General features: G+C 46.7%; 13 protein-coding genes. 2 read left to right on the top strand and 11 right to left on the bottom strand.

Annotated features, from left to right (window positions below):
* Positions 1-38: 38 nt before the first annotated feature.
* The 6 genes from J3U76_RS07170 to tnpA form a co-directional block, all read right to left on the bottom strand.
* Positions 39-1,136, bottom strand: coding sequence for an ISAs1 family transposase (locus tag J3U76_RS07170; protein WP_208005286.1), 1,098 nt, complete (start codon positions 1,134-1,136; stop codon positions 39-41).
* A gap of 312 nt (positions 1,137-1,448) precedes the next feature.
* The gene (locus tag J3U76_RS07165; protein ID WP_208005285.1) at positions 1,449-1,697 is read right to left on the bottom strand and encodes a DUF3297 family protein; all 249 of its coding nucleotides are present in this window, start codon (positions 1,695-1,697) and stop codon (positions 1,449-1,451) included.
* A 72-nt stretch (positions 1,698-1,769) separates the two neighbouring features.
* Positions 1,770-2,819, bottom strand: coding sequence for a lipoate-protein ligase small subunit (lplB, locus tag J3U76_RS07160; protein WP_208005284.1), 1,050 nt, complete (start codon positions 2,817-2,819; stop codon positions 1,770-1,772).
* A gap of 140 nt (positions 2,820-2,959) precedes the next feature.
* The gene (locus J3U76_RS07155) at positions 2,960-3,562 is read right to left on the bottom strand and encodes a DUF2799 domain-containing protein (RefSeq protein ID WP_208005283.1); all 603 of its coding nucleotides are present in this window, start codon (positions 3,560-3,562) and stop codon (positions 2,960-2,962) included.
* A gap of 83 nt (positions 3,563-3,645) precedes the next feature.
* Complete coding sequence (locus J3U76_RS07150) at positions 3,646-4,308, bottom strand: DUF1294 domain-containing protein (protein WP_208005282.1); 663 nt, start codon at positions 4,306-4,308, stop codon at positions 3,646-3,648.
* Positions 4,309-4,650: 342 nt separating this feature from the next.
* A complete protein-coding gene (gene tnpA / locus J3U76_RS07145) occupies positions 4,651-5,064 on the bottom strand; it encodes an IS200/IS605 family transposase (protein ID WP_208005280.1) in 414 nt (137 codons plus the stop codon).
* A gap of 69 nt (positions 5,065-5,133) precedes the next feature.
* Between tnpA and J3U76_RS07140 the strand changes: the two genes are divergently transcribed.
* Together J3U76_RS07140 and J3U76_RS07135 are read left to right on the top strand one after the other, a co-directional pair.
* A complete protein-coding gene (locus tag J3U76_RS07140; protein WP_208005278.1) occupies positions 5,134-6,231 on the top strand; it encodes an RNA-guided endonuclease TnpB family protein in 1,098 nt (365 codons plus the stop codon).
* A 123-nt stretch (positions 6,232-6,354) separates the two neighbouring features.
* Positions 6,355-6,510, top strand: a complete 156-nt coding sequence (locus J3U76_RS07135; RefSeq protein WP_208005277.1) for a hypothetical protein — start codon at positions 6,355-6,357, stop codon at positions 6,508-6,510.
* A 16-nt stretch (positions 6,511-6,526) separates the two neighbouring features.
* On the opposite strand, the gene J3U76_RS07130 is transcribed toward J3U76_RS07135, so the two are convergent.
* The 5 genes from J3U76_RS07130 to J3U76_RS07110 all read right to left on the bottom strand — a co-directional run bounded on the left by J3U76_RS07130 (position 6,527) and on the right by J3U76_RS07110 (position 14,484).
* Complete coding sequence (locus J3U76_RS07130; RefSeq protein WP_208005276.1) at positions 6,527-7,438, bottom strand: M14 family metallopeptidase; 912 nt, start codon at positions 7,436-7,438, stop codon at positions 6,527-6,529.
* A 98-nt stretch (positions 7,439-7,536) separates the two neighbouring features.
* A complete protein-coding gene (locus J3U76_RS07125) occupies positions 7,537-8,274 on the bottom strand; it encodes a M48 family metallopeptidase (protein ID WP_208005275.1) in 738 nt (245 codons plus the stop codon).
* 7 nt (positions 8,275-8,281) lie between these two features.
* A complete protein-coding gene (locus tag J3U76_RS07120) occupies positions 8,282-11,407 on the bottom strand; it encodes a type I restriction endonuclease subunit R (RefSeq protein ID WP_208005274.1) in 3,126 nt (1,041 codons plus the stop codon).
* A 43-nt stretch (positions 11,408-11,450) separates the two neighbouring features.
* Positions 11,451-12,767: a restriction endonuclease subunit S gene (locus tag J3U76_RS07115; RefSeq protein WP_208005273.1), complete on the bottom strand. Its 1,317-nt coding sequence runs from the start codon at positions 12,765-12,767 to the stop codon at positions 11,451-11,453.
* On the bottom strand, positions 12,760-14,484 hold the full coding sequence (locus J3U76_RS07110) for a type I restriction-modification system subunit M (RefSeq protein ID WP_208005272.1): 1,725 nt from the start codon (positions 14,482-14,484) through the stop codon (positions 12,760-12,762). Before J3U76_RS07110 ends, J3U76_RS07115 begins: the two co-directional genes overlap by 8 nt.
* Positions 14,485-14,570: the final 86 nt, after the last annotated feature.

Below are 14,570 nucleotides of genomic sequence, written 5' to 3'. Positions count from 1 at the left end.
TTGTTAATGACAGGGCGAGAGCATACTTTGTTGGCAATTTAACCAAAAAATAATTGAGCCCGGTAATCGTCGTTCCAGCTTGCCCGTTTCAGCTTGTTGCGCTGACTCGGGGAGCCGCACTGGCTTTGCTTGAGAATGTTCATGATAAACCGCCGGAACAAGGCCATATTTTCGACAGCACCTTCCGTGGCAATCCGTGAGGCATCTTCGTTAAACACCACATCCAGAATGTAGTGTTGGCTGTTCTCGATACGCCAGTGCTGACGAATATTGTGCCCCAGCAGCTTGTGTTTAGGTGACAGTGAACTGACATAGTAAGAAGTATCCACTGTCCCTTTACCATTGATGGTACGGTGGCGTTCAACGGCGATAATACTGCGAATAGTCGGCCATTTTTCTGCCAGTCCCTCAGGAAGTTTCGCTTTTAATTGAAAGACATAGCGATCTTCCTTACGGCCATGACCGGCTTCTTTGTGCTCGACAACGATCTTCTCTTTACCAGCATCGAAGACAGCCTGGAACTGAGATTGGACCCCTTCGCGCAGCTTGCGTTGATTATGTTTTACCTGTACCACCACGTGCGCTTTCTTGTCCTGAACTTGCTCCAGTGTTTCCCGCTGACAGTGTAGAGCATCAAGCGTGACCACAGAACCTTTGAGGTTGAGGACTTCCAGCATTTCTCGGACGGTGGCGATTTCTCCCTTCTTTGAAGGCGTCGCTTTTTGGCTTAACACCAAGCCATTTTCGGTATCGTAAGCAGTCACCAGCTGCACCGCTTTAGAGGCATTTTTTCGATATGAGCCACGTAGCACTTTGCCGTCAAAAGCAATGATAGGTTTGCCATAATGGGTTCGGTGCTCATTAACCCAGCCCAGCAAGGCTTCCATCAAGGACTCAACAACGACGCACCGCATGATGCGTGCAATGGTATGCCGACGAGGAATACCGTGTGCAAATGGACGGTACTTTCGTAACCAGTCCGCTTTGGAATCACCATAGGTTTCAATATCTTGCCAACCTTCAGCACCAGCCATGATGGCGCTGACAACCAAGAACATGACATCGACTAAATCATGTTTTTGGTTAATATCTGAGCGAGTTTCTTCAACAAGGGTGAGGTGTTCAATCAAGGTCATGGCTGGGCTCCTTTATCAAGAAGCGCTAATTAGATCACAGACGATCTGGCCGTTCAAATTTCATTAACAAAGTTTGATCCCGCCCTGCAATCATAACGGCCTCTCATTATTGTTGAAAATATCGTTTTTATTACTGCATGACTCACGTTCAGCTTAACATCTTATATAGAGGTGTAAATTGTCACTTTTAGTATAAATAATGGCTGACTGCTCTAGCATAAACAGAGTACTGCACAACGCGTTTATTGTTGGGCTATAAAAAAGGCCTAGATAAAAATCTAGGCCTTTTTGAGTTTAAAGCGGTAATGTCGTTTAGCTATAAAAAGCTTCTACTGTGCCTTTTACTTTAATAAGTAACGGCTGACCACGGCGATCTAGCGCTTTAGGCGAAGAGATTTTTACCCAGCCTTCACTAATGCAATATTCATCAACGTCAAAACGCTCTTTTCCATTGAGTCGAATACCAATGTTGTGCTCAAACACCTCAGCTACATGAAAAGGGCTGCGTGGGTTAATCGACAGGCGATCGGGTAATGGGGGTAGCGATTTAGTCTCGTTCATTATTATGACCTAACGTAAATGAAAAGTGCGCCATTGTAGACAATGTCGGGCGCTCGCTCAACAAAAGTCCATTTAGAGCACTTTATATAACCACTCTGCGGTAGAGAATTTGCTGGCTACTAATGCTCTAGCGCCAGCCAACTCTTGAGGTAAATATTGCCCTGCTTGGCTGGGGTAACATTGTGCAAAGTGGCTGCTAAAGGCTTCAATAATGGTTGCTCGCGTAAGACCAGTTTGGCTACGCATAGGATCTACGCGTTTATTGGCGCTAGTAATGCCTTTGTCGGAAATTTTCTCTTTACCAGTGCGTAAAATTTGTGACATTTTACTGGCATCAATATCAAAGGCTAAGGTGGCATGGTGCACTAACACGCCATTGGCAAAACGCTTTTGTGCCGCGCCGCCAATTTTACCTTGAGCAGAGGCAATGTCGTTAAGCGGCACATAATGCGCTTTAATGCCCATGTCGTTGAGTGCGCCTAATACCCAAGCATCTAAAAACTGGTAAGACTGCTCTATGCTCATACCATCTACCAGTGAAGTGGGCACGGTGAGTGAGTAGGTAATGCAATTGCCTGGCTCCATAAACATAGCACCGCCACCGGTAACGCGGCGCACCACTTTAACTTGCGCTTGATTGGCGGCGTCTATGTCCACTTCATTTTTAACCGATTGAAATGAACCAATCACCACCACTGAGTCGTCCCAGTCCCAAAACCGCAATGTAGGGCCGCGCAAGCCTTTGGCAACAGAGTCAACGAGCACTTCATCTAATGCAGCATGCTCTATGGCCGGTAAGGTAACAGGGGGAATAATGCTAAATTGGTGATCTTGCCAACTGCTGGCCATGCCCAATGCCCGACGTACTGCGGTGGCAACGGCGGCAGCCGAGAAGCCAAACATAACCACATCGTCGTCTAATGCCGCTAAAATGGCGTTAGTAAGCGTTGAATGACTTGCCGTGCGAGGTAGGCCAATTAAGGCTTGGTTAATGTGATTTAAGGCGGTATCTGGCTCTAAGAAAAAGTCACCTGAGATACTCACTTGGCTTAAACAGTCTTGCTCTAGCGCCAGATCTGCCACCACCAGTTTGCCGCCGGGCACTTTGTATTCACCGTGCATAATTAAACCTCCAAGATGAGAGTAAGTCTCATGTTAAGAGGGGCAAGATAGCTAAGCAAGCATCAGCGTTAATTTTGCTTGTGGCATGGCTCAGCTCTGTTAACAATATCTAAAATTTCGTGCAAAGCTGGCCATTATCGTTATTGATGCTGATAATAACGAGCGCGCTCTAGTCGACTTTCTAGATAACGCCTGTCGTGTCGAACCCGTTGTAGTTCTCTGTTCATACCGCGAAGCTTTTGTCGTAAATATCGGCGTTGCGCTTTATCAGACTCGTTGCTTAAGCTGTGCTCTATCTCTTTAATATCGTTTGCAACGTCTGTTATGCGCTGTTTGGCATCATACAGCTGCTTGCCATCGGTAAAGGCGCGTAAAAAAGTCGGTGCCAAATCGGTGGGGCAAACTTGGCGATAAGCCTGCCCCTGTTGCCCTTGTAAGAAGCCATTTTCTGGCGTGCAATAATGCTTAAGCCCCTGCTCTCGTCCTTGTTTATATTGCTGCATATTGGGTGTTACGCCAACATTTGCACAGGCTTTATAGTGACTATCTAGTCGCGTGAGTCCATAGCCGGCCCGCCCATCACTGTTGCCTTTGTCTTCCCAATTTGCGGTTAGGCATTCTTGCTCTGTCATGCTGGCGCAACCACTTAGCATCACCACAGCAACCGCTAACCAAGGCATTTTTGCCTGTTGTATAACCCTATTGATTACGGAGAAAAAATAACTCCTTTTTACTAATCGCATTATTTCTCCTACCAAGCTCACACAGTCGTTGGATGAACAATCACAAAACGCGCCTGCCTCTATTAAACCAAGGGGTGGCTGACTTATGCGTTGGCAAGCCAAGGTAGCACGATTTGATTTAAAAATGTGCGACCGGTTTCGGTAAATAAAAACACAATACCGGCCACATTTAGTGCCACTGTCACTTTATAAAAAGACTGAAACTCGTGTTTACTCGATTTATGCCGTAATAAACGTTGTGCCACAAAAGCCCCTGGCCAACCACACAAAAAAGCAAACACATGTAAGGTACTTTCTTTGGTACGCCAGCGGCCACTTTCAGCGGCCGATTTATCAATACCGTAGGCCACAAACGTCACTGTGCTCATCACAATAAAGGCGCCCGCTAATATAAGAGGTAAGCTACCTATCAGTGAAAATATCAGTATAAATGCACAAAAAAGTCCAGTGAGTAGCGCTTCTAGCGTACGCTTTGAGTGTGTTTTTTGGGCATGATGATTGTTGCTAAGATAACGCTGTGGTTTAGCGGTTTGCACGTCATCCGCAAACTGAATACATTCGGCTTTATAACGATGATGGCTTTCTTGTACCAGCTCATAATGAATAACATCGCCGTTGACCGGCCTTCGTGCACGAGAGATAAAAGATTTAATGTGCACAAAGGCACGTTGGCCGCCCGTTAGGGGGTCAACAAAGCCAAACCCTTTATCATCATGCCAATTTAATATTTTACCTTGCATCCTCATGGGCATTCTCTAATGGTTTAGCCGTTTACAGCCACTATGTGGTTACATTTAATTATAGGGTGATTACGGCAAGCAAAAATGCTGCCTTTTAGCGTCATTAATGCCGGTATTATAGGTAAGTTATGGGCAGAATTGAACATTGAAAATAAGATCTTAGCAACAACTCTTAATTGCGAAAAGTGTAATAAGTTGCAAGCTATTTGATTTAGCTCACAGTACCGCTCACCATACTGACTCGCGAGCTTTACAATGGCGATAACAAAGATAAACACTTTTGGTGTCAGGTTTATCAATTTTAGCCGAAAAACCCCGTCCTTCAGGTCGGGGATGTAAGGCGTAATACTAACTAGGTCTGTTTTGCCGCTCAATATAGTTAGCAATAATTTCAAGTGAAGCGCCTTTGCAAGAGCCAGCGAAGTAGCTGGGAGACCACAGTGCACCCTTCCATAAATATTGATGAATAGCGGAATATTCCTTTCGTAAAAGTCGTGAACTAACGCCCTTTAGAGAATTAATTAGCTTGCTAATTTGAACTTTAGGAGGGTACTCAATTAATAAGTGAATATGATCTTCCTCCCCGTTAAACTCGGTCAGCTCAACCTCAAAATCGACACATACCTCTCTTAATATTGCCTCTAACCTCTCCAAAATAGCGCCATTAAACACTTTTGCTCGGTATTTTGTGACAAACACTAGGTGCGCATGTAATGCACTTACGCAGTGCCTGCCCTTTCTGACAGAAAACTCCCCATTCATGAGATTGGACCAACTATTGATTAGTAAGTTAAGGTCTGTATAGTAAAGTACAGCAAAGAGGAAGACCAAGTGAAATTAGTCGCATACAAATACAGGCTCTACCCAAACAAAGAGCAAGCTACTTTGTTAGCTCAGACCTTTGGCTGTGTTCGTTTTGCGTATAATTCTGCCCTTAGCTTTTCCAAAGAACAGTATGAGTTAGGTAATAAAACCCAGTATAACGACTGGAGCAAAAACCTCACTTTAATGAAGAAAAACCCCGATTACGTTTGGTTAAAAGACGTATCAAGTGTGCCATTGCAGCAAGCCTTAAAGCATTTAGATAAAGGATTTAAAGCCTTCTTTACGTCTGGATTTGGCTATCCTAAGTTTAAAAATAAACACGCCAGACAGTCCGCTACCTACATGAGCAACGCCTTTAAGTGGGATGCAGAGCATAAGCGCATTACGCTTGCTAAAATGAAACAGCCTTTGAAAATCAGGTGGTCGCGCGTGTTTACAGGCAAGCCCAGCTCTCTCACCATTTCAAAGAATAAAGCAGGTCAGTATTTTGTGTCTATTTTAGTGAAAGAAGACACTCAAACGCTCCCTACTGTCAGTAAAACCATTGGAGTAGATGTGGGCATTACTGACTTAGCCGTGTGCTCTGATGGCCAGCGCTTTAATAACCCCAGAATGACGAAGAAGTACGCTAAGAAGCTGGCCAAAGCGCAGCGTCAGTTAGCCAAGAAGAAAAAAGGCTCGAATAATTTTAATAAGCAAAAGCTCATTATTGCTAAAATCCACGAAAAGATAGCAAGTTCTCGTAAAGACGTTACCCATAAAATGACCAAAGCGCTGATAAACGAAAACCAAGTGATAAGCGTTGAATCGTTACGAGTAAAAAATATGGTTAAGAATCGTAAGCTGGCGAAGCATCTTCATGATGCTAATTTTGGTGAGATTTTAAGGCAATTAGAATATAAGGCCGATTGGTACGGCAGGAAAATATCTGCTGTTAATCAATGGTTCCCATCGAGCAAGATGTGCAACGTTTGTGGGGCTTTGTATTCTGGAAAATGGACATTAGCCATTAGAGCGTGGTCGTGCTCTTGCGGAGCAGAGCACGATAGAGATCATAATGCAGCTATCAATATCCACAAAGAAGGATTAAGGATAGCTGCTTAAAGAGCATGTGGCGGTAGGAAGTACCGACACATAAAACGCTTGTAAGAGGCTTCAGAAGACTAACGTGATTTAATATCACTATGCAGAAACCGATGACGACAAGAATCACCTTGCTTTAGCTGGGTGAGCTTCAACAACAAAGTAGCCGAACGTTTTGGCCCATTAAGCACACAAGAGACACAAGACTTAACCACTTGGTATCACCGTGATCCTGCTTATGCCCAACAAGGGGGCGAACTGCAACGCTGGGCACTATTAAGCTGGTCGCCCCCTGTGTAGTGCCATAAAAAAGAGCTTAAGCATCAGATAACAGGTATTCAATGGCAGCACATATGGCACTAACCTGAGCAGCATTACATTGCTCGGGGGTGGCGCTGGGGCTGTCGGGATACACCTCTGTGGTGGTTTTATAACGTGCGTTGGTTAACCCTGCACACAAGCCCAGTTTTGTCAGCGGATACTGAATAACGCCTTTCGCCACCACCGCCGAGCCAATAATCTCGCCCTTTTCATCCGCAGGCGCAATATGGGTAACTTTTTCTACCGCACGAATAATGGCAGCTTGAAACTCAGGCTGCGGTTGCTCAGTATCATCCACTAAGTAAAACCCATCCGGAATGCTGCCCGGCACAAAGGGAACGCCATCGCGTGCAGCCAGTGCTGGGCGATATTCGCTTTCATCGGTATCCGTGGTTTCGTGCAAATCAATATGCAGCATCACCTGATCACGTATGGGGGCAATCAGGCGCATCAGTGCCGCAGACTCTGCAGCAGGGCTGGGTTCAAAAAATGAGCGGTTAGGGTCAATGGCCTCGGCATTCCAACGGTGAATACGCTCATAGGCCCAGGGGCTAACACAGGGCACCACTAGCAGATTCACTTTATTAGTATAACGCTGGGCATCTTGTGCCAAAAACTGCAACGCGCCTTGTACCCCACTGGTTTCATAGCCATGCACACCGCCGGTAACTAGCACAACCGGCAACGCAGGCTGCCAAGGGCGACTGTATAGCGCCATTAAAGGCAACACCTGTTGCTCATCATTAAGCTCACCGTATTGCACCACATCAAAATCTGTTGCTAAGTGCTCAATGGCGCTTAACACTTCACTATGATAACTGCGCTGCTGTGTTTGCTGGGCACGCCACTGAGCACGCTCAGCCTCACCCCAAGGCAAGCCTGGTGTACCAATTGGATAAGTGTTCATTATATTCTCCCGTTAATAATCAATGGCTGGGCTCTAGCACTCAGTGTAAGCGAGCATTACCCTAAGTCAGATAGAGATAACTTGTATACCCCACTTAGCTAAACCTGTAACTTCCCCGAGTTCAGCTTCAACCATTCCCGACACTCTTGGTAATCGGGCATGACGCGGGCTAGCTCTCGCCAGAAGGCGGGTGAGTGGTCGTGGTGGATCAAATGGCACAGCTCATGAGCAACCACGTAATCCACCATGCGGTTGGGTGCCAGCAAAATCCGCCAATTAAATTCCAGCTTGCCATCGGCAGTGCAACTCCCCCAACGAGACTTAAAGCTTTTGATGGTGACGCTGACTGGCTCTACCCCCACTAGTGGCGCGTAACGGCGTACCTTTTGGCGGATCTTTACCCCAGCCTGATGTTTATACCAGCGTACGAGGGCATTGCGGATCATGTGCGGTTGTTGGCGGCCTTCTGGCACTTGTAGCACTAACCGGCCTTGCAGTAGCTTTACCGGTTGAAAGACGCCGGTGGTGACTTTAAGCCGATAATTACGGCCTAAGTAAGGGAGCGCCTCACCGGACACAAACTGTTTATTGCTGATAGGTGCCACTTCTCGTTGCCGAGTCAGCTTTTCGATAATCCACTCGCGCTTAGCCAGTAGCAGTTGGTCGATGCGTTCAACTGTGGTGGCTTCTGGCACCACCACTGATACTGCGCCCTCTTCTACTCGTATGTCGGCAGACTTGCGCCTCGCGGTGCGGATCACTTCAACAATAAAGCCATTGCCGTCGCGATACTCTGGTTTGGTTAAGTCGGCTTCATTAAGCTTATTTATTTTCATTTACGCATCACTGACTGTTAGCGCCAAAGCGAGTTTCGGCCAGCTCCATAAAACGGTCTTGCACCATGTTCACAATCGACTTGTCACTAAACGAACAGCCTATGATGGTGCGCTTAATGGCTTTCTTCATGCGTTTTACTTCGTCGGGCTTAGCGAAAAAATCAACAATTTGTGTGGCTTCATCAAACATACTCACTAAGCTTTGACTGCTGGCTTTAATCTCGTCGTGCACGGCTTCGCTTATCGTGTCTTCACCGCCGTCACCTTCTCCTAAATATTTCACCACTTCTGCCATTAGGATATTGTAAAAGGCGAACTCGGTATCGCTTAAGCCTAAGTCGCTGGCGGCCTGAGTGCGCTCTGTGTTGATTTGGCTACGAAAGCTCATTAACAACTGAACTTGCTCGTCCCATTTGCCGTTGGTCTTTTCAATAATGTCTTGCAGGCGCAAGCTTAACGACCGGTAGTATTCAGGGTCTTCATCTAGGTTGACGGTTAAGTGATGCTTAATGGCACTTTCAATCTCTGAGGCTTGTGACTCGGGTGATTTAATTTGCTGCAGGGTTTGGCTAAAGTTTGCAGCCATCAAATCAATGGGCTGAATTTTAGGGTCTACACCTGTGCTAAGAATATGCTCTTCGACTAAGTTGCGTACCTTGGCGCCTATCTCTTTAAGATCCATGCCGGGCTCTCGATACTTAAGCCGCGTACCGTTTTGTACCTTACCCCACAATCTCAGATCTGCGGTAAACGGCTTGGCCGCCGCATCGGGCAGTACTACATCCATTTGTTTAGCAAAGCGCTTAAAGGCCTGCTCAAACTGTTGGCGAGTAACCTCATCTTTTAAAAACAGTACATAGTCATCAACATCACAGCCCTTCAGCCCTTTGAATACTTGAGCAACGCGCGTGTGGCAGGCTTCAAGTTTAGGGATCTCATCTTTTAACGAGTGATACGTGCCCGCTACGTCTTCACTGCTGTAGTCATCAAGCGCGCTGGCTAGGTGATCCGACAAGCCGTGATAGTCCACTACAAAGCCTGCTTGCTTAGTACCGTGCTCGTTTGAGTAGGTGCGGTTTACCCGCGCAATGGCTTGCATCAGGGTGTGGCCCTTTAAACTGCGGTCGATATACATTACTTGTGCAATGGGCGCATCAAAGCCGGTTAGCAGCATGTCTTTTACAATCAAAAAAGCGGTGGGGTCTTGGTCTTTACCCACGCCCAACGGCTTAGCAAAATTACTGATCGCCTGTTTATGTTGCTTGCCGTCGGTGTAAGGCGCAAACATCGGCTCGTCGTTATGGCTGCCCGAGATAATTACCTCAGACTGGGGGGCTTCTAAGGCATCCAGTGCATCTTTAAATCGCACGGCGGCATAACGGCTGCCCACCACTATCATGGCTTTTAAGCCGTTAGGTTGTATGTGCTCTCGATAATGTTTAAGCAAGTCGATACATACCCAGCGAATGCGCATGGGGGCTTCGCGTATTGCCCGCTCTACGCCGTATTTCTTTTTTATCTCACGCTTTTCGTCGTCGCTGTAGCCTTTAAAATACTCATCAAATAGCGCATCCAGCGGCTTGCCCACCACTTCGGTTTGTACTTGGCGGCCTTCATAGATAATGCGCACCGTGGCGCCGTCTGCTACCGCTTCGTTGATCTTGTATTCATCAATATAGCCACCAAAGGCATCACTCATCTTTTGTGATTTGAGCAAGGGCGTACCGGTAAAACCAATTTTGGGCGCATTCGGTAAGGCGGCATTAATGGTGGTGGCTAAGTTACCAAACTGGGTACGGTGGGCTTCATCCGCCATGACAATGATTTTGTCACTGGGGTTCAAATTACTAAAGTCACCCTCGGCTTCTGCCTCCTGAAACTTTTGCACCATGGCGGTCACAATGTCGGAGGAGTCTCGCGCCAGCAGGGTTTTAAGCTCGGCAACAGATCCCGCGTTATATATGGTCTCGCTTTGGGCGGCGCGAAAGGTATTAGACAGCTGTGAGTCTAGCTGGGTGCGGTCGGTGATAAACACCAGCTTATATTGCTGCAACTGTGCATCTCGGCGCATCTTGCTCGCCAGCATCACCATGGTTAACGATTTCCCCGAGCCTTGGGTATGCCACACTACGCCCGATTTGGCTTTACGATCAGCTCCGGTTTTAAGACGATGGATCACTTTGTTTACGGCGCGATACTGCTGATAGCGGGCGATCTTTTTAATAAGTCGCCCTTCAACCGGTTCAAAGATTACAAAGTTGCGAATAAGGTCGAGAAAGCTCGCGCAATCAAACATGCCTGCTAACAACCGTTGCTGGGCGGTGACCTCGGTAACAGCTTGAGCTTGGTTTGCATAATGGTGCAGCGGCATTTCTGATACTTGGCGTTCAGCTTCAGTCTCGCTTTTCACCATGGCGCGGATCTCGGCATCGCTATAGAGATGGGCGTCTTTCCAGTCGCTATAATACTGAGAGCTTGAGCTAATGGTGCCCACTTTAGCTTGGTCGCGGCAGGTACTGATCATCAGCTGGTTATACCAAAACAGCTTTTGTGCACCTTCGTGAGTATCAGGGTAACGTAAATTGGCATAACGGCGTAACTGGTTAATGCCCTCACTCATGGCATCGGCAATATACGGGGACTTGCACTCAATCACCGCCAGCGGCAGACCGTTCACGAAGCAGATAATATCGGGAATGATATTCTGGTTAACGCCTTCAATTTTAAACTGGCTGGTACACAAAAAGTCGTTGTTGAGCGGGTTATCAAAGTCAATAATGTTAACGGTATGGCTTTTGCGGCCCTTGCCTAAGTCTTGCTCTACCGACAGATAGTTAACCAGCTTCTGGTAGATGTCATGGTTATACTCCATGAGTGCCGCATGGTTGGGATGGGTAATTTCACGCATTACCTTGCGTAAGTTTTCCTCGCTAATCCACGGATTCAGCTTACGCAAAGCAGCCTCAAGGCGACCCGTCAGTACCACATCGCGGTAGTAATCACGCTCAGCTTTTTGGGCGCCAGAAACAGCAGCCAACGGTGCCAGACTCGCCCCCGGCTTGTACGACCAACCAAGCTTAATTAGCTGTTCTATGGCCGGTTGCTCTACTTTATGTTCTTCATCCTGAAACATAGTTACTCCTGCAGGAAGACTAAGTTGCGCTGTCGTGCGCAACTTAGTCAGCCACCGCCTCCTGTTGAGCAGTGCTTACGTTAGCCACATTGACGCGCACCTTGCCGGTGAGCAGATCTTGCATGAGGGCTTTTTTAGCTGACTCCAATAAGGCTAATTTTTTAGTCGCCAATTGTAGCCTTTTCGTTACAGAAGAAACGGCAGATGCAATTGCTTTTTGCTCATCAATGCAGGGTTTGGGAATATTTAAACCTTTAATAATACCTATAGTCAGCTGTGGCTGTGCACTACCAAAAGCTAACAGCTCAACCTGTTCGCTCACCATTGGCGAGTTCATTAGCAGATGGAGAAATTGAGAGTCCAACGCTTCTGACTTATTTCTAATAATCGCCATGCCTGAATTTATACGAATATGGTCGAAAGGAGCCTCATCATTATAAAAAGCTATATTACCTACAGTACCTCTAGTGGTGATAACAATGTCGCCACGAGTTAGCTTTCCTTTACGAAGTAACTCATCTTTTTCTTTGGTAATAAAAGACAGAGTAGTAAAAGCAAAACCTTTCTTTGTGACATTTTTTGCTGATAAAAACAGGCAGTGCTCAAAGGGATAAAAATCCTTCTCCTTTGGATATTCCTTACCACGATCGCCGTCGAGTATATCGACTCCAAAAGAATCAATTGCACCAACTTCCCAGTTACTAGGTATCCGCCCCACTGGCGAGTCTTTGAACTCGGTATGACCGATGCCTTTGGTGAGCAGCTCTTGCATCATGCCGGTTTTAAGGTCTTTCAGCTTGTCGATCTGGGCGCGTGTTTTTTCAATCACCTCATCGGCCGATGACAGTATGCTGGCGATTTTTTGTTGCTCGGGGAGTGGTGGTATTAATAACGGTGCTGCATTTATGGCGTCTGCAGTTAAACCAAAGCGTGTCGTTCCGTTCGCAAGAAGATAAAAATAATGCTGAACACTTTGCAATTGAAACAAGTGTGATAAAAACTGCCCGTTAGCTAGATTACTGTGTGGTCGTAATAATGTTAAATGATAACCACAAACAACTCCGGTAAGGCTTTCACTAACATAAGATGGTACAGCAATATCATCAGGGGTTTCAGAGTCCTTGGTAATAATCACATCACCTTTTTCTAAAGTGAACCGATCAATCTCCCTCTGCTTCGCACTAGCTTCCATAAACTCAACTTCAGAAGTAATGCTGTTGTTGCGGTATACATCCATGTAATTACATAGACGAACAGGTATTTCTGTATCATCGGTCTTCTTGTCTACATTACTTGAGCGCACATCAGTAAGTTTTCCGAGCTGATTAATAGCCCATCCCTCTGGGATCGTATTACTCATACCCCAGCTCCGCCAAAAAGCCCTTCATCATTGCCTCAGCTTCAGCTACCTGCACATCGAGCTCTTTCAGCGACATACGGTACTTATCCCACCAACGCTCTAGTTGTTCGATAACGGCGGTGTTCTCTGCACCCACCAGTTGACGAATCTTTTCTTTACTGTCGATTTCAGCTTTAAACCCGTAATAGTCACTGTCTCTGCGTGAAAAAACCGTGCTGACATCAAAGTCTTGCAGTATTTCTTCTCGGATATATTCACTTTCGACTTCACGCACCGGAATGCCACCGTGCAGAATGGCGCGCACGTCGAAGATCTCGGGTGGCGGGCTGGTGTCGGCGTAACGGCGGATATTAAGGTTGTAATCGTTTTCGGCAATTTCCGCTATGGTCACCACTTTGGAGTAGCGCTTAACTTCTGCGTAGTCGTCGAAGGTTTGTACGATTTTGGCAATGTCTTGTGGGCGTAGTTTGTTTTGGTTTTTGCCTTCTTCGTATTCTAATTCGGCATTAATAAACAACACTTTGCGCAAGCGTGCCGCACGTTTGTTTTTATTGATGATCAGTAAGCTTGCCGGAATGCCGGTGCCGTAGAATAAACCGGCGGGTAAGCCGATTACCGCTTCTAATAAGTCATCTTGCAAGATGCCTTGGCGAATGGCCTTCTCGCTAGAACCACGGAACAGTACGCCATGGGGCATGACCACGCCCATTACGCCCTCGTCGTTCAAGCTGGCGATCATGTGTTGCACAAAGGCCAAATCACCGGAGTCTTTAGGTGGTGTGCCGTATGGGAAGCGACCGTAAGCATCGTTATCGGCTTCTTCTTTGCCCCACTTCTTTAAACTAAAGGGCGGATTGGCAATGACGCGGTCAAAGGTCATCAGCTCACCGTCTTGGGTGTGCTGCGGACTGCCTAAGGTGTCGCCCTTTTGAATATTGGCGCTGTATACCCCGTGTAAGAACATATTCATCTTACAAATGGCCCAGGTATTAAGGTTCATTTCTTGGCCAAACAGTGACAGGTTAGCCGAGTTGCCCCCATTGCTGGCAAGGTAGTTACGGGTTTGCACTAACATACCGCCCGAGCCCACGGTGGGATCGTAAATGCGCATCCCAGCTTGGGGTTTAAGCAAGCACACTAACAGCTCGACTACTTCTGACGGCGTATAAAATTCACCGCCTTTTTTGCCCGCGCTATCTGCGAACATCTTAATTAAGTATTCATACGCCGTGCCCAGCAAGTCGGGCCGTTCAAAGTCGCTATTGCGCAAGCGGTAGCGGCTAAAGTGGCTGAGTAAGTCGCGCAGCTTTTTATCGGACAGTTTATTCTTAATGTTAAAGTCGATAGACACCAACACGCCTTCTAGCGCGTCGTTGTGCTCTTCTATGGCTTCCATCGCCTTATTCAGCTCGGCACCTATGTCGTGCTTTAAGTCTTTAATGGCATGCCAGCGAGCAATGGGCGGAATGTAAAAAGTGCTATCGTATTCGTCTTCATCATCTGCCAATTCTTGCGCCTGCGCTTGGGTTTTTCCGTTACCAAGGTAATAGGCCACTACGCCTTCTTTGGCTTCATCAAAGGCGTCAGACAGTCGCTTTAAGAACAACATGCCAAAGATGTAATCTTTAAATTCAGAGGCATCCATATTGCCGCGCAAAATATCGGCAGTTTCCCATAAGAAGGATTCAAGCTGTTGCAGCGTTACGCGTTGGGTCATTGGGGTTTCCATTTAAAGTTCAGCCACAGCTGTAGCAAATAAATACTGTTGTAGCCAAAGGCAGAGCAATTTAATGAGGTGTGCTT

It is taken from the genome of Oceanisphaera pacifica (genome assembly GCF_017498065.1).
Classification (GTDB): Bacteria; Pseudomonadota; Gammaproteobacteria; order Enterobacterales; family Aeromonadaceae; genus Oceanimonas; species Oceanimonas pacifica.
This window is presented reverse-complemented; position numbering and strand designations above follow the sequence as displayed.

Bases quoted from the DNA above. Each gene is read 5' to 3' on its own strand.
- J3U76_RS07165 (WP_208005285.1), bottom strand. From the start codon at position 1,697: ATGAACGAGACTAAATCGCTACCCCCATTACCCGATCGCCTGTCGATT.
- tnpA (WP_208005280.1), bottom strand. From the start codon at position 5,064: ATGAATGGGGAGTTTTCTGTCAGAAAGGGCAGGCACTGCGTAAGTGCA.
- J3U76_RS07120 (WP_208005274.1), bottom strand. From the start codon at position 11,407: ATGTTTCAGGATGAAGAACATAAAGTAGAGCAACCGGCCATAGAACAG.
- J3U76_RS07170 (WP_208005286.1), bottom strand. From the start codon at position 1,136: ATGACCTTGATTGAACACCTCACCCTTGTTGAAGAAACTCGCTCAGAT.
- lplB (WP_208005284.1), bottom strand. From the start codon at position 2,819: ATGCACGGTGAATACAAAGTGCCCGGCGGCAAACTGGTGGTGGCAGAT.
- J3U76_RS07155 (WP_208005283.1), bottom strand. From the start codon at position 3,562: ATGCGATTAGTAAAAAGGAGTTATTTTTTCTCCGTAATCAATAGGGTT.
- J3U76_RS07130 (WP_208005276.1), bottom strand. From the start codon at position 7,438: ATGAACACTTATCCAATTGGTACACCAGGCTTGCCTTGGGGTGAGGCT.
- J3U76_RS07110 (WP_208005272.1), bottom strand. From the start codon at position 14,484: ATGACCCAACGCGTAACGCTGCAACAGCTTGAATCCTTCTTATGGGAA.
- J3U76_RS07125 (WP_208005275.1), bottom strand. From the start codon at position 8,274: ATGAAAATAAATAAGCTTAATGAAGCCGACTTAACCAAACCAGAGTAT.
- J3U76_RS07150 (WP_208005282.1), bottom strand. From the start codon at position 4,308: ATGAGGATGCAAGGTAAAATATTAAATTGGCATGATGATAAAGGGTTT.
- J3U76_RS07115 (WP_208005273.1), bottom strand. From the start codon at position 12,767: ATGAGTAATACGATCCCAGAGGGATGGGCTATTAATCAGCTCGGAAAA.